The 22,918-nt window shown below is 45.9% G+C and carries 17 protein-coding genes and 4 tRNA genes; 9 read left to right on the plus strand and 12 right to left on the minus strand.

The window, feature by feature from the left end; genetic code table 11:
• Positions 1–122 precede the first annotated feature (122 nt).
• The 5 genes from J7J62_08420 to J7J62_08440 all read right to left on the minus strand — a co-directional run bounded on the left by J7J62_08420 (position 123) and on the right by J7J62_08440 (position 1,018).
• Positions 123–195: transfer RNA gene (locus J7J62_08420), tRNA-Thr, on the minus strand.
• A gap of 83 nt (positions 196–278) precedes the next feature.
• Positions 279–352: transfer RNA gene (locus tag J7J62_08425), tRNA-Gly, on the minus strand.
• Positions 353–394: 42 nt separating this feature from the next.
• On the minus strand, positions 395–754 hold the full coding sequence (locus J7J62_08430; GenBank protein MCD6125179.1) for a four helix bundle protein: 360 nt from the start codon (positions 752–754) through the stop codon (positions 395–397).
• 49 nt (positions 755–803) lie between these two features.
• Positions 804–887 (minus strand) — tRNA-Tyr (locus tag J7J62_08435).
• Positions 888–945: 58 nt separating this feature from the next.
• Positions 946–1,018: transfer RNA gene (locus J7J62_08440), tRNA-Thr, on the minus strand.
• A 115-nt stretch (positions 1,019–1,133) separates the two neighbouring features.
• On the opposite strand from J7J62_08440, the gene J7J62_08445 reads away from it, so the two are divergent.
• Positions 1,134–1,820, plus strand: a complete 687-nt coding sequence (locus tag J7J62_08445) for an epoxyqueuosine reductase (GenBank protein MCD6125180.1) — start codon at positions 1,134–1,136, stop codon at positions 1,818–1,820.
• Positions 1,821–1,955: 135 nt separating this feature from the next.
• The gene (locus J7J62_08450) at positions 1,956–2,255 is read left to right on the plus strand and encodes a hypothetical protein (GenBank protein MCD6125181.1); all 300 of its coding nucleotides are present in this window, start codon (positions 1,956–1,958) and stop codon (positions 2,253–2,255) included.
• Positions 2,256–2,277: 22 nt separating this feature from the next.
• On the opposite strand, the gene J7J62_08455 is transcribed toward J7J62_08450, so the two are convergent.
• Together J7J62_08455 and J7J62_08460 are read right to left on the minus strand one after the other, a co-directional pair.
• A complete protein-coding gene (locus J7J62_08455) occupies positions 2,278–2,670 on the minus strand; it encodes a VanZ family protein (GenBank protein MCD6125182.1) in 393 nt (130 codons plus the stop codon).
• A 107-nt stretch (positions 2,671–2,777) separates the two neighbouring features.
• Positions 2,778–4,703: an SUMF1/EgtB/PvdO family nonheme iron enzyme gene (locus J7J62_08460; GenBank protein ID MCD6125183.1), complete on the minus strand. Its 1,926-nt coding sequence runs from the start codon at positions 4,701–4,703 to the stop codon at positions 2,778–2,780.
• Positions 4,704–4,820: 117 nt separating this feature from the next.
• Between J7J62_08460 and mfd the strand changes: the two genes are divergently transcribed.
• The 4 genes from mfd to mnmE all read left to right on the plus strand — a co-directional run bounded on the left by mfd (position 4,821) and on the right by mnmE (position 12,254).
• Positions 4,821–8,210 (plus strand): transcription-repair coupling factor, encoded by a 3,390-nt coding sequence (gene mfd, locus J7J62_08465; protein MCD6125184.1) that lies wholly within the window; start codon positions 4,821–4,823, stop codon positions 8,208–8,210.
• A 5-nt stretch (positions 8,211–8,215) separates the two neighbouring features.
• On the plus strand, positions 8,216–9,118 hold the full coding sequence (locus tag J7J62_08470; protein ID MCD6125185.1) for a radical SAM protein: 903 nt from the start codon (positions 8,216–8,218) through the stop codon (positions 9,116–9,118).
• An 82-nt stretch (positions 9,119–9,200) separates the two neighbouring features.
• The gene (yidC, locus tag J7J62_08475) at positions 9,201–10,886 is read left to right on the plus strand and encodes a membrane protein insertase YidC (GenBank protein MCD6125186.1); all 1,686 of its coding nucleotides are present in this window, start codon (positions 9,201–9,203) and stop codon (positions 10,884–10,886) included.
• Positions 10,887–10,901: 15 nt separating this feature from the next.
• Positions 10,902–12,254, plus strand: coding sequence for a tRNA uridine-5-carboxymethylaminomethyl(34) synthesis GTPase MnmE (mnmE, locus tag J7J62_08480; GenBank protein MCD6125187.1), 1,353 nt, complete (start codon positions 10,902–10,904; stop codon positions 12,252–12,254).
• Between the two features lie 72 nt (positions 12,255–12,326).
• Here mnmE and J7J62_08485 read toward each other — a convergent pair whose 3' ends face one another.
• Positions 12,327–13,208: an acetyl-CoA carboxylase carboxyltransferase subunit beta gene (locus tag J7J62_08485; protein ID MCD6125188.1), complete on the minus strand. Its 882-nt coding sequence runs from the start codon at positions 13,206–13,208 to the stop codon at positions 12,327–12,329.
• Between the two features lie 130 nt (positions 13,209–13,338).
• Between J7J62_08485 and J7J62_08490 the strand changes: the two genes are divergently transcribed.
• Complete coding sequence (locus J7J62_08490; GenBank protein MCD6125189.1) at positions 13,339–15,804, plus strand: leucine--tRNA ligase; 2,466 nt, start codon at positions 13,339–13,341, stop codon at positions 15,802–15,804.
• A 59-nt stretch (positions 15,805–15,863) separates the two neighbouring features.
• Here the strand turns inward: J7J62_08490 and J7J62_08495 are convergent, their stop codons facing one another.
• The 4 genes from J7J62_08495 to amrB all read right to left on the minus strand — a co-directional run bounded on the left by J7J62_08495 (position 15,864) and on the right by amrB (position 20,976).
• Positions 15,864–18,149 (minus strand): immune inhibitor A, encoded by a 2,286-nt coding sequence (locus J7J62_08495; protein ID MCD6125190.1) that lies wholly within the window; start codon positions 18,147–18,149, stop codon positions 15,864–15,866.
• A gap of 88 nt (positions 18,150–18,237) precedes the next feature.
• Complete coding sequence (locus J7J62_08500) at positions 18,238–18,978, minus strand: metallophosphoesterase family protein (GenBank protein MCD6125191.1); 741 nt, start codon at positions 18,976–18,978, stop codon at positions 18,238–18,240.
• Positions 18,979–18,980: 2 nt separating this feature from the next.
• Positions 18,981–19,442, minus strand: a complete 462-nt coding sequence (nusB, locus tag J7J62_08505; GenBank protein ID MCD6125192.1) for a transcription antitermination factor NusB — start codon at positions 19,440–19,442, stop codon at positions 18,981–18,983.
• Position 19,443: 1 nt separating this feature from the next.
• Positions 19,444–20,976 carry an AmmeMemoRadiSam system protein B gene (gene amrB, locus J7J62_08510; GenBank protein MCD6125193.1) on the minus strand — a complete coding sequence of 511 codons (1,533 nt, stop codon included), beginning with the start codon at positions 20,974–20,976 and terminating at the stop codon, positions 19,444–19,446.
• 215 nt (positions 20,977–21,191) lie between these two features.
• On the opposite strand from amrB, the gene eutM reads away from it, so the two are divergent.
• Together eutM and J7J62_08520 are read left to right on the plus strand one after the other, a co-directional pair.
• A complete protein-coding gene (gene eutM, locus J7J62_08515; GenBank protein MCD6125194.1) occupies positions 21,192–21,476 on the plus strand; it encodes an ethanolamine utilization microcompartment protein EutM in 285 nt (94 codons plus the stop codon).
• Positions 21,477–21,501: 25 nt separating this feature from the next.
• A partial coding sequence (locus J7J62_08520; protein ID MCD6125195.1) for an aldehyde dehydrogenase EutE occupies positions 21,502–22,918 on the plus strand: 1,417 nt, incomplete at its 3' end.

Raw genomic sequence — 22,918 nt, forward strand, 5'->3', positions numbered from 1 at the left:
TACGATTTTTTGATTATTTTCTTGATTAATCAATAAATTGTCAACGATTAATAATTAATTTGTTTGTTTTGTCAATAGTTTTTGTGAATTTATATGAAATTTTGTGCTTATATTCACTAAATAGCCCACTCCCGGACTTGAACCGGGGACCACTTCCTTACCAAGGAAGTGCTCTACCGACTGAGCTAAGTGGGCCTAAAATATTCTGAGCAAAACTATAATGCCTTATTTTTCCAATTCAAGTATTTTCTGCTTTTTAAGCCCTGAAATTTATTATAAGCGGGAGACGGGACTCGAACCCGCAACCCTCAGCTTGGAAGGCTGATGCTCTAGCCAATTGAGCTACTCCCGCAAGTTAGTTGTTAGTCAAAAGTCATAAGTCAAATGTCTAAAGCTAAAAATTATTTTTTAAGCTTCTTATCAAACCATTGACCATCATAATCTGTTCTAAAATTTTTGAACAGACAAGTTTAAAATCATTATCTGAAATGAAATTTAATCTTTTACATAGCTCGAAAAGCGTTTCCAGTTCATATAACGAACCCCTAGCAATGTACAGGAACTTTACGAATTCTTTGTCGCTTCCCCGGCCGCTTCCCTCCGCAATATTAGATGGAATTGAAATAGCTGCTCTTTGAATCTGAGAAATCAAATTGAAACTCTCGCTTTTGGGGAGTTTCTCAGTCAACTTATAAGCTACTGAAACTAACTCGACCCCTTTCTGCCAAACATCCAATTTTTTGTAATTATTCATTAATCTTTCCTTGTTACTTTGGACTTTTGGCTATGGACTTCTGACTAACTGGTGGGGGGTGGATTCGAACCACCGAAGGCATTACGCCAGCAGATTTACAGTCTGCCCCCGTTGGCCACTTGGGTACCCCACCAGAAATTTGTAATATATCAATTCGAACTCTTTATGCAATAACCTTTCAATGAACCCCAAGCTGGCGGAGGGATTTGAACCCCCGACCGGCTGATTACAAATCAGCTGCTCTACCACCTGAGCTACGCCAGCTTCAGACTAATTATTTATTAAGCACAGTCCCCTTTGTCAAGTCCTATGTTTGGTGAGATTTATGGTTGCGAATATAGATGATATTGCGATATTTTACGGCTGAAAGGAGCTTTTAGTGGTGAAATTTAACGACCCAAAAAGTAACACAGAAAAGCTTAAGGAATTCGTTGAAAGCAAACTATTTGTGCCGTTGTTCGGTGTTGCCACTACATCGGGACTCCCTTTTCACGAGGAAATAGCCCAGCTTAAAGAAAAGTTCCCTTTCGTTGTCGTTATAGGTTATAAAGTTTCCTATGCCATTACTGACACGCTTGTGGATGGTCCGAACAAGCTCTATTTCGCGCATTACAGGCAGTTAAATTATCAGCTTGACAGGGCGGCAACAATAATCGCTCAGTGGATTGAGCTTAAGGGCTATGGCGCGGTTCCCATACCCGCAAGTCAAACCATAGATTGGGAGCGTCAACTGGGGCACTTCTCGCATAGGCATGCAGCGGTGGCGGCTGGTTTGGCTTTCTGGGGAAGGAACAATCTCGCCATAACGCCCGAGTTTGGTGCGCATCAAAGATGGGCGAGCATTCTTACTGACATGCCTCTTGTTGCCGGCAAACCGCTAAAAATGGATTGCGGGGAATGCAGAGCCTGTATTACCGCCTGTCCGGTTGGCGCAATAGGGGAGAAAAGGGAAGATTGGGATTACGAAAAATGTTTTGCAAAGCTTAAAGAATTTACAAAAAGGGGCATAGGACATTACATATGTGGATTGTGTATTAAGCCCTGCAAAGGAAAGTTGGGCAGGTGAATGCTTAAATTTGAGTTGTTCTTGCCGAAGTATTTTATTTAATTGTTATATCGAAGTTAAGGGGAGGGCGCATGAGTAGATTTATAATGTTTTTATCGATTTTACGAGTATGACCCGCATTCGAGTATTTTCTTCGTGCCCGAACTAATTCGATTTGGGCAGGGTTATCCGCTTGGCGCCGAAAGAGATACTGCAGTCATTTTTGTTGGCGTTCGTCAATCGCGATATATTCGCCTGGCTTTACGAGGATGGAATATTTTTGGATGTCCCAGTGTTGCTGTGGACACGGCGGACATAGGAACCATTGGCACATCTTTGCTTGGTGTTTTCGAGCAGGATACGACTGGGACATTTATCGTCCCAGATTCTCTTCGTCCGGGGCGAGGTTACTGGTTCCTAATGGGTAATGACGGTAAAGTGATCGTGCCAAGGTGAGACCGCTGAGATTAGTTCTGAACTATATTGTAGAATTTCGCTGTGCACTAAATTTCCTCTTTATGAGGGTTTTCAACGATATTGCGGTGCCGAAAGTCGCGCCCAGAAAGTCGGCAAGCAAATCCAGAAGTGAACATTCTCTCCCGGGAACGAAACTTTGATGAAATTCGTCCGACAATCCATAAAGAACGGCAAGAAAAATTGAGATAAAAAGTGCTTTATTGTGGTTATTTTTGCCCTTTATTACCGAGCCGAAAATCGCTGACGACAGAGCAGCATAAACAATAAAGTGAAAAATTTTGTCCATTCCCGGAATTTTTGGAACTCGTTCCGGAAGCGGTCGTGATGAAAGCAAAAAGACCTCAATAGCTATTACTGCGGCTGCGGTTATGTAGAATCCTCGTTTGTGTCTCATCAGAAAATTCCCGATAAAATACAAAATAAAATGTTATGACAAATAGTTTTTATTAAACCCGCTAAAAAAATTTCATCATTGAGTTTTATCGCGTGGGATTGTAAAGCTTACCGGACGGATGCCTTTATAGAGTCAGGGTTCCACACAAAATCCTTTGCGCACCTGAAACCAACGCAGGGAAAAGCTATCTGAGGTTCGGCAGCAATTCTCGCATGAATTGTCATCCATGATGGCGGATACTTATAGCATCCTCCCCTCTGGACCTTATGCGTCCCCGATTTGGGACCTTTAGGGTCAACTTGGCTTGTGTCGGGGTAATCGCCATACCAATCGTTAACCCACTCGAAAACATTTCCCGCCATGTTATAGCATCCAAAATGCGACCTTCCTTTCTCGAACGCATCTACCGGTGCGGTCTCTTTGTAGCCATCAACTTTGCCATCATCTTTCCAGTTGCAGCATTTAGGGCACCAATCCTCTCCCCAGGGGTACTTGTAGTTGGTGAATCCACCTCCAGCAGCGAGTTCCCATTCAGCCTCGGTGGGAAGTCTTTTGCCCGCCCACTTGCAATAAGCTCTTGCGCCAAACCATGTGACATAGGTCACGGGATGCCTTTCGTATCCTTTTACTGGAACATATTTGCCATTTACTTTCTTAATCTGCTTGTTTTTCTCCTCATCGAACCAATATGTCCCGCTCTCTTTTTTGTTGCCCACTTCGTTAAGAAATTTGCAGAATTGTTCGTTTGAAACCTCATATTTATCGATGTAAAACGGAGAAACATAAACCTTGTGCACGGGTGATGTGTGTTTGCTTGTGCTGTCGCCCATTTTGAATGACCAGCCGCAACTAACGAATGTCATTCCCTCTGGTATTTCTGGGATGGGCCAATATTTTCTTATGTTCTGATTTATCTCCTTCGATGATATGATTAGCTCTTTTCTAATGTCGATTCCTGTCATGCGCGAGAGCAATGCTACTGCGCTGTCTGCCGTTCTTACTTTGCGTTTGCCGAGTTCGGAAAGAAACTCTTTTATCAAGTTCTTATTGCCCGACTTATCAATTATTTTCGCCCAGAAATAGGGCGTATACCAATAGCCTTTTTCCTCTAAACTCGCGTGTTTTTCTTTTCTGAGGCGTTTTGATTCTTTTTTGATTGATTTTATGGAAGCCTCTTTCCATTTGAATAGGTCGTAGGTTTTCCCGTCATCGCAAATTAATTCATTAACAATATAGTTTAGGTCATAATAAAAATGTTCTGGGTATTCTCTTTTAGCCCATTCGAAAACTATGTATTGTGTTATCCCATCGCCAATCCATCTGTTGTTTCTGCCCTTTAGTCCATATAAATCCAGCCTATCAGTTATTGTTCCTTCTGTCCATTCGTGAAGATTGTCTCCTAAATAATCTTCTTTTACTGTCATGGAATCAAGAGCCAAATTTATAGAGTAGTCACATAGGGCTAACCTGTTTTTATCAGAACTGAATTCATCAACAATAACCACCCAAGGAGTGGGTTTTAATCCTGTCATTTCGAGGATAAATTCCTTTTCATCTTTTAAAATGTTCAATAATTTTTGTGCGAAACTTCTATTTTTCTCATTATAAAACACAATAATATCATTTTCAGCTATCCTATTTAATGAATCACCAATTATAAGGGTAGTTTTGCCGCCGAAAATAGAAATAATGGAGGCAGACATTGGTAGATGAACATTTATCGAATCAGGAACATCTAAATCAATAGTTTTAGCTTTTTTATGGACTTTTAGCAGAACATAACCGACTTCATCGGTGCAGCTTTTGAATGTGTCGGCTTTTCCTGCTGTGTATTTGAAACAATAATTTCTTAGAGGTTCATTATTGCTGTTGAACAGAACCAAAGCTATTGGTAATGTATCGCCTATCTCTACATTGAAAACCCTGTAAAGCTTATAAAGTGGTATCTCATTGCTTTTTCCGCAGCCTGCCAAGGAAGCTAATAATAAAAAGCATATGGTCAGTATTCTCAAAATCCTTGCAATTTTACTCATGATTTATCCTCACTTTGATTGATTTTGCATATCATAAAATTAAGCAAATTAAAAAGTTTCAAGTCAATATAAATTTTTACCCCGTTGCAAAAATACATCCCACTAATTAATATTCTCATGATGTCATCGATTTTGCATAAAATACTTACGCAAAGCGCGGATATAGAAAAAATCCACGACAGGCTTGAACGCGAGGGAAAGGTAAATATCGCTCGGCTTCCTCGACCACTTCAGGCTGCGCTCGCATCATGGCTCGCGAAAGAGCAGAGCAGACCAGCTTTGCTTATCGTGCCTGAGGATGAGTTCAATGTCATTATGGCGGATGTCGAAACGGCTGCTGGTGAAAGAGCATTACCCTTTCCTGCATGGGACATTTTGCCTTACGAACATAAATATCCTGCCGCTGAAAAAGTGGCAACAAGGATATATACACTCTCGAAGTTTCTTGAGCTTAAAGCTCCTGTCGTGGTTACAACACCCTCGGCGCTGATGTGGCAAACACTTCCTCCCGATGTTATTAGGCGGCACACATTCGAAATAAACAAAAACGACCACATCCCACCGGAAGAGCTTATCGAGAGACTTATATCCGCAGGCTACAGGCGGGAGCAAATGGTGGAGTTCCTTGGTGCTGTTGCTCGCCGTGGTGATATAGTTGACTTTTTCTCGCCAGCCCAATCCGACCCTGTCAGAGTAGAGTTCTTCGGCGATGTTGTGGATGAGATAAGACTTTTCTCCACGCGCAACCAGACATCCTTGAGAAAAGTGCAACGCGCAAAAGTTCTTCCGGCTATAGAATGGCTGCCTATGTCTGAAGGCAGCGTGGGTGAACTTCTATCGCGAGTTAATGAAAAGGCGAGGGAGCTCATCAGCGAAGCCGAACTTGAGGAAATAGCTGCCCGAATAGCACTCGATAGACATTTCCCGGGTGAGATATGGTTTTCGCCTTTGTTTGAGCCTGCGATGGTTTTCCCTATGGACTTTTTCAGCACATCAAAGCCCATAATAGTCTGTGTCGAGCCTGAACGACTGCATTCGGAGTTTAAAGCATTCATCGCGAAGGCAAACGAGCTTTACCAGCGGGTATCTTGGGAGGACCTTAAACCTCTTCCGCCGAAACTTTTGTTCGACCACAATTTAGCGAAAACTTTGGATAGGGCTTTTGTTGAATTAAGAGAGATACCATCATCTCCCGACGATATCGATTTTGACGCTAAGCTTATTTCGATACCCACGGGCAAAGTTGCCATTCTTTCACGCATGGAAGAGCTGAGCCGAAAAGGCGATGTCGTGGTTGCAGCGGCTTCAAAAGCTCAGGCTGAAAGAATTTCGTCAAAGATTGGTGGTTCGATTCCCGTGCCGGTGAAATACGGAACTATAACGCAGAGTTTCACTGTGAAAAAAAGCGATGGTGGTTATTTCAGCGTTATTTCCGGCGATGAGGTTCTGGGCTTTTCACGGACCATGTTTGTGCCCTCGCGTTATCATCAGGGGCGCGCGATGCTTGCGCACTACGGTCTTGAGCAGGGTGACCTCGTTGTGCATTCTGACTACGGGATAGCAAGATTCATGGGTATAAAGACGCTCAATTTGAATGGTCGGCGGGCAGAGTTTCTGCTCCTGCTTTTTGCGGATGAGGAAAAGTTATATGTGCCGATGGAGGACTTTTTCAAGGTCAGCCCATATGTTGGACCGAGGGGAATCGCAAAGCTTTCGAAGTTAGGCGGAAGAAAGTGGACTAACGCCAAGCTGCGTGCAAAAAAGCGTGCTTTCGAGCTTGCCGGTGAACTTGTCCGCATATACGCATTAAGGGAGGTTAAAATCCGTCCGCCATTTCCCAGAAACCCCGAATGGGAGCAAATACTGGAGCAAACATTCCCCTACGAGGAGACCCCCGACCAGCGAAAATCCATAGAGGATGTTATGGCTGACCTGAGCTCGAATAAACCTATGGACAGACTTATCTGCGGCGATGTAGGCTTTGGCAAAACCGAGATAGCTATTCGAGCAGCATTAAGGGTAGCTGCTGCTGGTTATCAAGTTGCTGTTCTCGTGCCAACAACTGTTCTGGCGGCACAGCATTACGAGACTTTTACGAAAAGGCTTGAGCCTTTCCCGGTCAAAATCGAGATGCTAAGTAGGTTCACCACTGGCGCTAAAGCAAAGCGGATAATTGATGAACTCGCTGAGGGCAAAATAGATATAATAATAGGAACTCATGCACTGCTTTCGGAACGCGTGAGATTCAGGCAACTCGGTCTGGTTATTATCGATGAGGAGCAGTGGTTCGGTGTCCGCCATAAGGAGAAGCTCCGTTCACTGCGCGCTGAGGTCGATGTGTTAACTCTTACCGCGACTCCTATACCAAGGACACTTTACCTATCGCTTTCGGGCGTGAAGAACATTTCGCTGGTTGATACGCCGCCGAAAATGCGTCGACCCATATTCACGCAGGTCATAAACTGGAATGTTAACCTTTTTTCAAAAATAATCTATAACGAGCTTGACCGAGGTGGTCAGGTGTTTTTCGTGCACAATCGTGTCGAAACGATAGGCGGTATTGAGGCTATTCTAAAACGCGCAATGCCAGATGTAAGGATAGCGGTAGCCCACGGTCAAATGCCCGAAAGGCAGCTTGAGAAAACAATTCTCGACTTTAGAAGCGGGAAATACGATCTTTTGCTTTCGACTGCCATAATAGAATCCGGGACTGACATGCCGCGTGTTAACACGATAATAATAAACCGTGCTGACCGGTTTGGGCTTGCGCAGTTATATCAGCTTCGAGGAAGAGTTGGTCGCTCCGATGTTCAGGCATACGCCTACCTTGTTCTTCCACCATATAGAAGTCTGACGCCCTCTGCGCGAAAGCGAATACGAGCTCTTCTTGAATATACGGAACTCGGCAGTGGTTATGCTCTCGCAACGAAAGACTTAGAAATCCGTGGTGCAGGAAACATACTTGGTAAGGAGCAAAGTGGATTTATCGCGGATGTGGGTTTGCACCTTTATTCGAAACTTCTTGCTGAGGCAGTGGCTGAGCTTAAAGGTCAAAAGCCACCCATACTCGAACCCATACCGTTCAGCATAGACTTTGATGCCTACATCCCCTCGGACTACATCGCCGACACAGAGGAGCGCTTGTGGGTTTATCAAAAAGTATTCACAGCCCACAGGATTGAGCGGATAGATGAACTCGAGCGCGAGATTCGCGACAGATTCGGGCGTATCCCAGAACCAACGTGTCATCTCTTTGGTTTCCTCAAAGCCCGGATACTTGCGACCAGAGCCGGTTTTTCCGCTGTTAAGTTCAACCCTAAGTGGATTACGCTATCCTTTGACCCCAATAGGTTGCCTCTAATTGAAATTGATAGAAAAATAGGCGAGGATAAAACGATAATTCAACTTGAACTGACACCGACTCCCGTTTTAAAAATTCCGCGCTTTCCAAGCGTGGACGAAGACCTAAAATTTTTGATAAGGATTCTTGGCAAGCTTTCTGATTAGCAAAAATGTTTCGTAAAAACGATAAACGACCATTTTACGACCCACTTCTTACCGATGAGGACATAGAGCTGCTGCGTGAGTGTCGGCTTTGTCCGCGTGAATGTGGGGTTAACAGATTCGAGCAAGCCGGTGTTTGTCGTGCTACTGCTGATGTCTTTGTCTCGAGCGCGAACCTTCATTTCGGCGAGGAACCACCTATATCAGGTTATTCTGGTTCAGGAACTATTTTCCTTACCCATTGCAACCTTCGCTGCGTTTATTGCCAGAATTATCCTATAAGCCAGCTTGGAATCGGCAATCGACGAACTATAAAGCAGCTCGTTGACATGATGCTTAACCTTCAAAGTAAGGGCGCACACAACATAAATTTCGTTACGCCCAGCCACTATGTTGTGCAAATCAGGCGGGCGATAATAATAGCACGGGAGCGTGGGCTAAGAATACCAATAGTTTACAATACAAGCGGGTACGATTCGCTTGCCGCACTCGAATTGCTTAAAGGGCTCGTGGAAATCTACATGCCTGACTTAAGGTACTTTGACTCCGAGCCGGCAAAAATTTACTCCGGTGCAGCCGATTATCCAGAGGTGGCGCGAAAAGCCGTGAAAGAAATGCATAATCAAGTAGGCGACCTTATCGTGGGGGACGACGGCGTTGCAACCAGAGGAATTTTGATAAGATTGCTCGTTTTGCCAAACGGGATTTCTGGCACGGAGAAAACTTTGCGCTGGATAGCTGAAAATCTTGGAACTAATGTCTATCTAAGCGTTATGAGTCAGTACTTTCCAGCTCATCGAGCGGGGGAATTCCCTGAACTCAAAAGAAGAATTAAGCGGGAGGAGTACATGAGGGTGCTTGAGGTTGTTGACGAACTCGGATTTCGGCGTGGTTACATTCAACCCATTTAGAAACCAGTATTTTTGAATATTTTGCTTGCCATTTTCGCCATTTTCTTTAGAATTCAGAAACGAACGAGAAAGGATTTTTATTATGGATAAAAGAACGGTTATAGGTATTCTTCTTATTTTAGCGATATTGATTCTAACGCCCATTTACCAGCGCTGGGTGATGCGAACCACCATAAAGCAGGCGCCTCAGGAAACCACAATACCACAGAAGGAGAAGCCAAGCTCAGTAGATACGACTGAAAAGGTTGTTCGAAAAGCAGCCCCACCCGAAACCCTCGCTACGGCAATAGAAAATCCGGAGACGACAACATTCCCAAACGTTCCAGAAAAAATTATAACGGTTATAACTGACAAATTCGTCGTCAAAATCTCGACCAAAGGTGGTGACATACGGTCTATACGCTTGAGGGACATCCGCGACGCTCACGGCAAAGAAGTCGAGCTTGCACCGGGGGTTATAGGGGATAAAAATTCTGAATTATTTATAATAAGCGGTGATAGAAGGATTTCCTTAAGTTCAATTCGTTTCACTTCGGATGTGGAAACACTGGTTATAAACGAGGATAATCCCAAAGATGCGGTAACGCTTATAGGTTCCATAGGTAACAATGTAATGGTCCAGCGCAGGTTTGAGTTTGTGCGGGGAATGTATCACATTAATGCATCGTTGTTTATTGCCATGCAGGATACCACGCACACCATTGAGGATGTCGAATTCTGGTGGACCGCTGGGATTCTGCCAACGGAGAAGAATGTTGGATGGGATATAAGAGAGATAGCCGCCCGTTATCGAATAGGGAAGGAAGCGGGAAAGTATAAACCATCACGAAAAAATCCCATATTCTCGCTCGAAGGACTTGCTGACTGGATAGGCATTACCAGCAAATATTTCACGGTTACCTTGGCGTCATCGAAAGAATTTGGTTCACAGGCTGTGCTCGCGAAATCATACTGGATAACTGACACCGCTATATACCAGCGCGAGATACCACAGGTTAGCGTTGGGCTAAGGAATCATGTCGCTTCGCCGCGTGTTACACTTTCGTATATTATTTATGCTGGTCCGCGGGATTATTTCGTTTTGAAAAACTATGGCCGCAATATGACCGCTCTCGTCGACCTTGGCTGGCGGTGGCTTGCGCCTATAACAAAGGTTTTGATGTGGATTTTCAGGATTATATATGCGATCGTAAGAAGCTACGGTTGGGCTATAATAGTTTTCACGATCCTTATGAAACTTATTCTTCTACCACTCGCGCAGAAACAGCTTAAAAGCATGCGCAAGATGCGTGAAATACAGCCCATAATAAAGTCGATAACTGAGCAGTATCGGGACAATCCGCAGAAGATGAACATAGAGATGATGAAGGTTTACAAGAAGCATGGTGTAAGTCCTGCGTCAGGTTGTCTCCCACTTCTAATTCAGATGCCCATATTTTTCGCTTTGTATAAAACTCTTGCCAGTGGTTTTCAGTTCAGGGCTCAGCGATTTTTCTGGGTTCCAGACCTTGCGCAGGCTGACCCCTACATAATTTGGCCAATAGTAATGACCGTAACGATGTTCATTCAACAATTGATTTCCACGATGGACCCCAAGCAGAAAACAATGGCTTATATAATGCCCCTCGTGTTTTTCTTCATATTCTATAAACTTCCAGCGGGATTGGTGATATACTGGACTGTTTTCAACATACTTTCAATAATCCACATGATTTGGGTCGAGAAACACTGGAAAAGCTTGCCCCCAGAGGAATCAACTGCTTCGTAGTGGTGCATTTAAACCGTGAATAATCTCGAGATAGCAAATATTCTCTCAGGTGACATTATAGTCGCACCCGCAACACCAAAAGGGCGTTCAGCCATAGCGGGGGTTCGCATTAGCGGAGATGGATGCCACGATTTCGTGTGGCGAGCACTCCAGTTGAAGCCGAAACCTGCTGAATTCGAGGCCAACCGAGCATATGTGGTTTATTTCTCCATTGAGCCACACGGTGCAAAATCCATTAGCGACCGTGCGGTGGCGATAGTTTACAAGTCCCCAAAAAGCTACACTGGCGAGGATATGGTGGAGCTTTTCGTTCACGGGAATCCGATACTGGTTGAGGCTATAATATCCTTGCTTACATCACTTGGCGCAAGACTCGCATATCCGGGGGAATTCACGCTTCGAGCGGTAATGAACGGGAAAATGGATTTAATACAGGCGGAATCTGTCGCTGCTACTGTTAACGCACAGACACTCGCGGCTGTGGCGTCGGCGAGAAATGCAGCACAAAAAAGCAGAGAGCTTAAAGAGTTGTGGCAAAAACTACATGAAATTCTTGTTGAGGTGGTTGCTGCGCTCGAATTTCCTGAGGACGAGGTGCCGATGACATCGGAGAGAAAGTGGTTGACAAGCTTAAGAGGGGTAAAGGAGAAACTCGAATCCTATCTTTCTAGGGCACGAAGTTCGCGCGTCCTTTCGGAGGGGTTCACTGTTGCTATATCGGGTGCTCCTAATGTCGGCAAATCAACGCTTTTTAACTGCATAGTTGGTGCTGAAAAGGCTATAGTAACTCCTCACCCTGGCACAACACGCGATATAATCGAGGCAACTATTGAGCTTGATGGCGTGCCGGTAAAAATTATGGATACCGCTGGTATTCGTGAGACCGCTCACCCTGTGGAACACGAGGGAATAAGGAGAGCAAAAAACGCGCTATCGACAGCTGACCTGGTTCTCTGGCTTGTAGAGGCGAACTCGGAGAGTCCACAACCACCACCCAAAAAAGACTTCGTTGTTGTGGTCAACAAAGTGGACCTTGGAGTAAGCGAAAAGGTAAAAAAACTCTATCCCAATGCTATGCAAACAATTGCCAAGGATTGTAAGGGAATTGATGCTGTCATAAATGTTATAAAGAATGCGATAGTCAAAGTGCCTTCCGATTCGCTTTTGTTCTCTCTCAGGACGCAGGAGCGTTTGGATGCTGCCTACACGGCGCTTTGCGATGCGCTGGATGCGCTTGACAAAGGTTTCCTTGATGTGGCTGAGGTGGAGCTTGATCGGGCCGATGCGATTCTTGGGGAATTTTTTCAGCCTAAAGAAGCCCGCGACATATACGAGGAAGTTTTCGCAAAGTTCTGCATAGGTAAGTGAGTTAAATTTACTTGTTTTAATTAATTCTTTATGCGTTTTATAAAGCTGTCCTCGATGTCATTAATAAATTAATTACTGCCAATCGCTGAAAATCATTGACGGGATTTTGTCGGCGGGGCGATACATATATCGAAGAAGCATCGCCACAACTTTTCGCAAATCCGGCCGTTTGACCACTGCGTCAACGAAACCATGTTCCTGGAAAAATTCTGAGCTCTGGAAACCTGGTGGTAGCTCCTGCCCGATGGTCTGTTGAATAACTCTTGGTCCGGCGAATCCGAGAAGAGCTTTTGGTTCAGCTATAACGACATCGCCAAGTGATGCATAGCTTGCCATAACGCCAGCTGTGGTGGGATTCGTCAGCACCGATATGTAAGGTATTCTGGCTTCGTCAAGTCTTGCGAGCAGTGCACCCGTCTTTGCCATCTGCATAAGCGACAGTATTCCCTCCTGCATTCTTGCGCCCCCCGACGCGGAAACTATAACGAGCGGTATTTTCATGACCAGCGAACGCTCTATGGCTCTCGCGACTCTTTCGCCCACTACTGAGCCCATACTGCCGCCAATAAAGCGGAAATCCATGAATCCCGCGCTGACGGGAATGTTATCGATTTTGCCAAGCCCGACAGTTATAGCCTCAGTTATGCCATGTTTTTCTATGGTTGTTTTGAGGCGGTCGGAATACTTTTTACGGTCCTTGAACTTTAGCGGGTCCGTGGAACGAATGTTCTCGTCGTGAGGCTCAAATGTGCCCTCATCCAGAAGGATTTTTATATAGTAGCTGCTGGGGACCTTGAAATGATGACCACACTGAGGACAGGTCCAGTAGTTTCGCTCGAGTTGTTTTCTATAGATAATCTCACCGCAGGAATCACATTTAAGCCAGAGTCCGTCGGGTACTTCTTTTTGTTTCTGCGGCGGAAGCCCTTCCTTTTTCTTCTTAAACCAGAGCATAATATTTTAATATTTAATCAAATCCTTTACTGTCAAGCTATTTCGCATTTTCCTTGCGCAGTCAGCGTTTTTTAAATACATTCATTTGGCTGGTTTAGCGGTTTACTAAAGTTTGGGGAGGTTTCCTGAAATGTATGACTTTTTGCGGATCGAGCAAAAGTGGCAAAAGTACTGGTATGAAACCGGGCTTTACGAAACTCCCGATGAACCAAAGGATAAGTTTTATCTGCTCGAAATGTTTGCTTACCCGTCGGGCGACCTTCATATGGGCCATTTCAGAAACTATGTGGTTGGCGATGTTGTCTGGCGGTACCTCAAGATGAACGGCAAGGACATTCTGCACCCCTTCGGGTGGGATGCTTTCGGGTTGCCCGCTGAACAGGCCGCAATAAAACGGGGAATGAAACCTCGTGACTGGACAATAAACAACATAGAGACCGCCAAGAAAACATTGATAAAGCTTGGTATATCCTACGATTGGAATCGCGAGATAAGAACCTGTGAGCCCGACTACTACAAGTGGACGCAGTGGATTTTCCTGAAGCTTTACGAAGCGGGGCTTGCCTACAGGGACATCGCGATGGTTAACTGGTGCCCTAAGTGCAAAACGGTTCTTGCCAATGAACAGGTTATAGGCGGCAAATGCTGGCGGTGCGGCACAACTGTGGAAAAAAGAGAGCTTGAGCAATGGTTTTTCAAAATAACCGCTTACGCTCAAAGACTCCTTGATGACCTCGAAAAACTTGATGGCAAATGGCCCCAGAACATAATAACCATGCAGAGGAACTGGATCGGGCGCTCTGAGGGCGGTGAGTTCGATTTCATCGTTGAGGGCACCGATATTAAACTCCCGATTTTCACAACCCGACCGGATACTATTTACGGCGTAACATTCATGTCTGTGGCACCTGACGCGAAAATAATGAAGAAATTGCTGCCGTTAATGCCTGAAACGCAAAGGAAAGAAGTTGAGAAGTACATTGAAAAGTCACTTAAGTTGTCCGAGATAGAACGCACTGCAGAGGCTCGCGAGAAAGACGGCGTTTTCAGCGGGCTTTACGCAATAAATCCATTTAACGGTGAGCGGGTTCAGATATGGGTTGCTGATTATGTGCTCGCCACATATGGCACGGGGGCGGTTATGGCTGTTCCCGCGCACGACCAGCGCGATTTTGAGTTCGCAAAGAAGTACGGAATACCAATAAAGGTTGTCATAATGCCGCCGGACGGTAATCTTGACCCATCGACCATGACTGAAGCTTATACGGAACCCGGTGTTATGGTCAACTCTGGTCCGTTTAATGGGCTGGATTCCCGCGAGGGTATAAGGAAAGTGATAGAGTATGCTGAAGCGAGAGGTTTTGGGAGACCCAAGATAGCGTATAAACTAAGAGATTGGCTTGTGTCACGGCAGAGATACTGGGGCGCACCAATCCCAATGATACACTGCCCCAAGTGCGGTGTGGTGCCTGTTCCCGAGGAAGAGTTGCCTGTTTTGCTTCCGCCGCAGGAGGTGGTGGATTTTATCCCCAAAGGGCGTTCTCCGCTTGAGGATGTCCCGGATTTTATTAATACGACTTGTCCGAAATGTGGTGGTCCAGCCAAGCGTGACCCCGATACCATGGATACATTCGTTGACTCGGCGTGGTATCATCTGAGGTATCTCGACCCCAAGAACGACTCAGAACCATTTAGCAAAAACTCTGCGCGAACATGGCTTCCGATTGACCTTTATATCGGTGGTTCAGAGCATGCAACGGGTCATCTTATCTATTTCCGCTTCGTTCATAAGGTGCTGTATGATATGGGATACATACCCAGAGAAGTTGGTGATGAGCCCGCTATAAGACTTTTCAATCATGGTATGGTTCTCGATGAGAACGGTGAGGTTATGAGCAAGTCCAAGGGGAATGTGGTTTCCCCTATGGAAGTTGTCCAGAAGGTTGGCGTTGACGGTGCAAGGGTTGCGATGCTTTTCTTTGCTCCGCCCGATAAGGAAATACTCTGGTCGGAGGCAGGGGTAAAAGGAGCGGCAAGATTCCTTGAGAGGGTGTTCAGGATATTCGGCAGGGAACCTCTAAGCCGAGATATTCCCGATTTCGATTCGCTTGACAAATCCGAGCAGGAACTCTGGCGAGAACTTCATCGCACCATAAAGAAAGTTAAAGAGGACACAAAGCATTTGCAGTTTAACACGGCTATCGCGGCTTTAATGGAGTTTCTGAACAGATTGCCCAGCGATTTTGGCCCCTCTCATAAGCTTTACTTTGGCATTGCTGACATTTTCGCGAGACTTCTCGCTCCGTTCGCCCCTCATCTTGCCGAGGAGATAAATCACATGCTCGGTTTTGAGGGGAGCATTTTCCTGCGCGAATATCCCGTTTACGACGAGGAACTCGCAAAGCTTGAGCAGATAGAGATTGGCGTTCAAGTTAATGGTCGCGCCCGCGGGACGATAGTCATTCCTCTCGATGCCGATATGGAGCAGGCTCTTGAAGCGGCGAAAAACAATCCTAAAGTTTCCAAATATATTGAGGGCAAAGAAATTAAGAAGGTCATATTCGTTCCGAACAGGATAATAAATATAATAGTTTAGCCTCTTTTCGGGCGCATTTCCCCAACACATGCGATTTACCGAATTTTTGTAATATCAGCTTATCGAAGGTAGAATAACTTCAGTTCGCGGCTTGTGCTCTGGGTTTTGATTTTAAGTATGTAAACTCCCGATGGTATGTCTGTGGGTTGCCAGACGAGTTCTCGTTTTGAGCTTCCGTCCATGTCGCCGAAGTTTTTAATCAGATGGCCGTTAATGTCGTAAAGCGCTACATTAGCCCGTTCTTTGGTTGGATATATTGTTATTCTGCACACGCTGTTAAACGGGTTGGGGTATGCGTTAACTATTATCTTTCTGGGAAGATTCGCTGGTTTTTCGTCCACTGATATTCCCTCAATCAGGCTCACATCGTCTATGTACCATCCTCTGGCGGACGCGTAGGCATCGCTCCCTATTTCGAAACGAATCCATATGGTATCCACGCCAGAGAACTCGGATAGGTCAAACATGACTCTGTGCCATGTTGTGGCTTCACCGCCGAATGCTGGTTGCCCCGCCAGATATGGATTTGATGGCACCACAACGCCGTCATAGCCCTCGCGAGGATAGGCTAAATGCCATGTAGCGCCACCGTCGGTGGAAACCTTTACATTGCCTCCGTCGTAAATCATATCACCAAATTTGCCATTGAACTTATACCAGTGATAGAACATAAGAGTTGGATGGTGTACCCCAAATAGCGGTATGGCTATCATGAGTTTCCAGTTGCAGTTGTTTGCGTAATTTCCGCCAAGGTTTGTTCCCCAGCAGAACGAGTCGGAATGGGCGCTGTCGGGACCGAGTATGGGTCTTCCCCACTGCCAGCCGCCTATGGGGTCCGGTATCATGCCACCGTCTGTGTCGGCGAAATCCTCGTGGTACAGTTCTGGCGAAAGAGGTATGTTTAGCGTTAGAGTGTCGAATCGGTCGATGGTAAAGTTTATCGTATCGCTTGGGACGAAGCCCTCTTTTTCCACTATTAATTTGTGCGTTCCTACGACGACCGTATCGAATGTAAATTTGCCGTCCGGGTCGGTTATCCTTTCCAAGCCAAGGTCGGTTATTTTGACATGCGCGCCTGAATCAGGGGTGAAATAAAGGAGGTCCACAGCTCCTTTTACCGTGCCGTACGCCTCGTGGAAACCGAAATTATCGATATACCAGCCCCAATCGTTGACTGAAGCGTCTGAGTAGAAGTGGAATCTTATTAATATCTCCTCGCCTGCATACGGCTGAAGGTCAAAGGACACTTTTTTCCATACGGTGTCTATTCCTGAGAATGCTCGCCTTCCGGAAAGAGGACCAGCTGTCATAAGCACTGGGTAGCCACCATTTTCAGGTTCCACGATAGTCCAGCTTGCGCCAGCATCAGTTGATATTTCCACTATGCCGCCGTCGTGCCCAAGCTGCATTTTGTATGCATGCCAGAAATCTATAATTGGATGGGTTGTGTTGGTGGCGTCAAGATATGGGCTGAATATAACCCAGTCAGCATTGTTTTCGTAAAAACCAGAGGTTCTGGTCCCTATCGCTGACATCCCCGATGGAATCGGATATAAACCTGTGCTTGGCATAACGAAACCCACATTCCATCCTGATGAGCTGTCATCCGGCAGCCAGAAGCCATCCGTCGATACATCAAATGTTGCGAGGAATGGTGGGTTGACAATGTTGAATTTTGCTATTTTTATTGTGAGTGAGTCATGTAGAACCCCGCCCCTTGAACTCCATGTGCCTATCTCGACACCGTCGTTTCCTATTCTATTTTCCCATCCTATGTGGGCATCGAACGATGTTGACCCTGATAAAGGTTCGACATCAAGATACTGGAAGACGATGCTGAAATCATCATAATAAAGGATTATCTGAAATGTTTGTTTTGGCATAGTCGCGGAGCAACATTGCGGTATGTCGACATATGACACCACAAATTTGTCAGGGAAACCCTGATAGTAAATTCCGCCTGGCCAAGAGGCTCCTGGAGGATAGAGGTTGGTGAACATGGCAGCCAGAGTGTTGTTGGGCGATGCAGTGTTTGGTAATCGTCCTGAAACTGATGTCGGCGACGACCACGAACCAAAAGCAACCCAGCCGTTTGAGCATATTGTTATTCTGTTATAAACCGAGTCATAATACACGAATCCAGCGGGAAGAGTTATTGTGCGGACCTGGTCGGATGTCATTGTTAATCTCGTTCCTGTCCCTGTTATGTCAATCCAGTTGAATGTTGGTCCGCGGGGTTCATCGGAGTCTATCCATCTATATCCATAACGGTCTGGTCCCCCTCTGCCGCCAAAAACGAGCGAAAAAATCACAAAGAATGCTACTATAATTAAAACTCTCCTCATTATTATTCCCCCTTTTGTTTGATTTTTCTTATTTTAATTCCATAGATTTTCATTGCAAATACTAAAATATGAAAAAATGGTAAAAATGTCAAATCCCCAGCGCGAGCCTTTGAGCCAAAAATTTCGGCAGGCCACTTTTAAGGATTTTTTTCTGCGCAACGCTCACGAGGTATTCGAACCTTACGAGGGTCAGAGTATTTTCGTCTGAGTCAAAAATGACTGCGCAACCTCTTGGGTCGTTGTCTCTTGGCTGCCCTACGCTTCCAACATTTATTATGTATCTTTCTTCTTTGTGCAATTTTATTGTTATTGATTCTTTATCGAATGGCACGACGGGAATAATGGCTTTGCCTGATTGTGTGAATACCGCGGGTATGTGTGAGTGTCCAACAAAGCATATCCACTGGTCGAAAAACTTGAATTGTTCCGCTGCGTCAGCGCTCGTAAATATATATTCCCATTTTTTCGGGTTACCCGGTGTTGAATGAACCGCGCAGAATAGCTCGAAATCAAGCCTTATAGGCAGTCGTTCGAGGAATTTGAGATTTTCTGGCTGCATAGCTTTCACGGTCCATATGAGTGCTTTTGCGGCGTATTCGCTGAAATAGGATATGTCGGTCTGACCCACCACTCCTGAATCGTGGTTTCCCATTATGCATTTGTCGATTCTTTCGCGGGCAAGCGCAACGCACTCGTTGGGACTTGCTCCATAACCAACAAGGTCACCGAGGCAGATTATCTCGTCGATGTCGCGTTCAGACAGCAGTGAGAGCGCTACAGTAAAAGCTTCAATATTCGAATGAACATCTGAAATAATGCCGAACCTCATGTTCAATCCTTCGTTACCAGTCCCAATTGTCTTAATTTCCGTAATGCTGCGTCCAAAACTCCATTAACAAACTTTGAGCTATCCTGGTCGCCAAATTCTTTTGCGAGCTCTATGGCTTCATCTATAGTTACTCTGGGCGAGATATCTGGAAAGTCAAGAAATTCAGCTATACCGAGTCGGAGTATATTTCTGTCTATGGCAGCGATTCGTTCCAATTCCCAGTTCTCGGTTACCTCTCGTATTATTTCGTCGGCAAACTTCTCACGCTCGATAGCTGATGTTATTAACTTTTTAAGAAACGGATAAACTTCTTTTCTAAGCTCTTTGTTTACAGCTATTACATCGTTAAAAAGTTTTTCGGGGTCACTTTCACCGCTCATCATATGCGCATATAGAGCCTGAAGCGCAGCTCTTCTCGCTCGATGTCTTGGGAATGCCGTTTTGGGTTTTGTAGTTTTGTCCATTCTATTTCAAACCGAATTTTTTCTCGTCGAATTCGAGCACAGTGAAAACATAAATTTTCGTGTCCGGTTTTTTGTAGCAATCAGGTTCCATGTGAGCTTTCTGGACGCACAGCTCCGAAAGAAAAGCATCCCGGTCCGGAATCTGTCCCCATACCTGTGGAAGGAAAACCCCCGAATGCCAGCCACGCGTGATATATACCCCATGTTTAAATGGAACAATGTCTTCGTATGATTTTACCCTTTTAAGCGGAGAAAGCACGGATATTTCTATGTCTATCTCGTCTATTTCCTCTGGCTGAATTGGGCGAAATCTCGGGTCTTTGGTCGCAGCGGATATAGCCATATCTCTAACCGCGAGGTAGAGGGGTTCCTGCGCCATCATCTGACCTATGCAACCTCTCAGCATGCCCTTCCTGTGTATAGTAACAAACACGGCGGCATCGTTTTTTAGAATTTGGTCCTTGGGTTCGGGAGGTTCGTAAACTTTTCCTCGCAAAATGTATTCTTCAATGGTTTTACGAGCAAGCTTGAGAAGATAAAGTTTCTGCTCCTTGGTGAGCGAGAATTCTTCCTCAAAATTTTCTTCGCTTCCTTTGGAACCGGGTTTAACGAACACCACCGAGCAATATCCCACGACCCCGTGAGACCTCGTTCCTGGTTGCGTGTCGCCTGAATTCGCGTATCTAAGGAGGACTGCTTTTGTCGCGCCAGCAGCTTTGGCTACAGTCATAAGCGTTATAACGCCACCCCAGCCACAGAACGCATCAACGCCCTGACGAAGCCAGCTAATGAAACCATCCACATCAAGAGATAGCACATAATCAAGCGTCTTCTTGTCGATTGACACAGCTTCATTGTAGGGATGATAGTGGCTCATGTCGGTGGATACTATCATGAAGGTTTTGTCCCAATCTATATTTGCGTTAACGAGCGCATCGATGAGGGTCTGTATTTCTGTTTGGTTCTGATGTGCGAAAGTTATCGGCACTATTTTGAATTCATTTCCGAGGGCGTATTGTAAAAATGGTATTTGTAGTTCAAGAGAGTGTTCGTCGTAGAACTGGTCTTTTTTAGCAACTATTTTACCATTGCTTGCCTTTATTATTTTCTCAGCCAGCACGGAGTCAACGGCTATTTTGCCGAGCGGGGTTTCCCAGTAACCGTCCGCCCATATGCTTACCCCTTGCCACGGTGTCGGGCGATGCCTGAAACCAAGGATTATGGCTGTGTTACCTTTGTATTTATCCTTTTGGATCATCAGCTGTTTGTAGGCGTATGCTGCCACAGGACCCGAATAGATGTATCCAGCATGAGGGGATATTATTCCCACTATTCTTTCGGTTACAGGTTTTATGTCGGCAGCGTTGAAGAAGTATTCCAGCATCTGCCTTAGGGAGTCAGGGTCGCCAGGATACCACGAGCCAGCGAATTCGGCATGCCTTATGTTAACCATTTTCCCCTCCTTGTTCTCGCGACTTCGTGCGCAGCCGCTTAAAACTATAAAAATCAAAACCACAAGGGCTATTCTTCTCATAGCAGCCCCTCCAGAAAAAATTTTTAGCATATTTCTGATTAAAAAATACGAATTTATTACTTTTTGCCAAAGGATAATTTGATTTTTATGCTTACAATTCGCCTTGTTCTTTTTAGCAAATGTTAAATTTTGTTGTTTCGCAGCTCAAAAATCCTCATTGACAATGTTTTGGTTATGGCACTAATTAAGTGGAAAGGCACAATAAGGAGGTAGGGATGGAAGCATTAGGTATGATAGAGACCAAGGGTTTGGTGGCGTTGATAGAGGCGGCTGATGCTATGGTGAAGGCGGCGAAGGTTAAGTTGGTGGCGTATGAGAAGATAGGTGGTGGGTATGTTACGGCGTTGGTTCGTGGGGATGTGGCGGCGTGCAAGGCGGCGACGGAGGCTGGAGCGATGGCGGCGCAGAAGGTGGGAGAGCTGGTATCCGTTCATGTTATACCTCGACCGCATCCGCAGGTGCACGAGGTATTTCCCACCAAGCTTCCAGAGGAGAGGTAGGCAAGGTTACTTTTAAGGGGGTTTGATGGACAGGGTAGATATTGAGCGCATAGTAGAGGAGGTAGTAAGGAAGATAGGCGAGCGCGGAGCGGAGGCTGGGGCAAAGGTTTCGGTGTCGACAGCGTATTCAGTTCTTGATGATTTGATTGAGCGTTCGCGGGAGGCGCAGCGGCGGTATCAGGAGCTTGGGTTTGAGGTGAGGCGTCGGGTTATTTCGGCTATTCGGAAGGTGGCGCTTGAGCATGCTGATGAGCTTGGTCGTCTTGCGGTTGATGAGACGGGGCTTGGCAAGATGCCCGACAAGCGGGAGAAGGTGGTTCTTGCGGCTACGAAGACTCCTGGGGTTGAGGATTTAGTTCCCCGCACCTACACGGGAGACCACGGGTTAACGCTTGAGGAGCTTGCGCCTTATGGTGTTGTTGTTTCCATAACACCTTCAACGAATCCGCCTTCCACTATAGTCAACAATGCTATATCGATATTGGCTGGAGGGAATTCGGTTATATTTCAGCCTCATCCTGGAGCCAAGCGGGTTAGCGTTAGGACGGCGGAGCTTGTGAGGGAGGCGGTGGCGTCGGCGGGGGCGCCAGCGGATGTAGTTTTATGCGTTTCTGAGCCTACGATAGAGGGTGCGCAGTATTTGATGAAGCATGATGGAGTTGATTTGCTTCTGGTAACGGGGGGCGAGGGAGTAGTTCGTGCGGCGATGAACAGCGGCAAGAAGGCTATTTGTGCTGGTCCTGGCAATCCGCCTGTGGTAGTTGACGAGACGGCGGACATAGGTCGTGCGGCACGGGACATAGTATCGGGAGCATCGTTTGACAATGGAGTGCTCTGCACTGCTGAGAAGGAGGTTTTTGTGGTTGAGAGCGTGGCTGATGCGCTTATGCGTGAGATGCGTGCTGCGGGTGCGATACAGCTTTCTTCATCTGATGCGGCGCGGGTTACCGAGCTTGTGATAGCTGAGGACCCTGCTGGTCACGGCGAGCGTAAGCCTGTCATCAACAAAAAATTCGTTGGCAAGGATGCCTCCGTTATAGCTCGCGCGTGTGGCATAGATGTTCCCGATGGGGCACCACTTTTGTTTTTCGAGGCTGAATGGGACCATCCTCTCGTTATGGCTGAGCAGTTGATGCCTGTTTTGCCTGTGGTAAGAGTTCCTAATGTTGATGAGGCGATGCGTCTTGCGGTGTTGGTTGAGCACGGTTTCAGGCACACATTCATAATGCACAGCAAGAACATAGAGCGGCTTTCGCGGATGGCTAAACTTTGCAACGCTAATATTTTTGTTAAAAACGGTCCTTCGTATGCTGGTTTGGGCTACATGGGCGAGGGCTACACCACGCTATCCATAGCTGGGACCACCGGCGAGGGGCTAACCAGCGCAAAGGACTTCGTCAGACCAAGAAGATGCGTGCTGGTGGATTATTTTAGGATAGTTT

The organism is bacterium, assembly GCA_021159335.1.
Taxonomy (GTDB): Bacteria; UBP14; UBA6098; order B30-G16; family B30-G16; genus JAGGRZ01.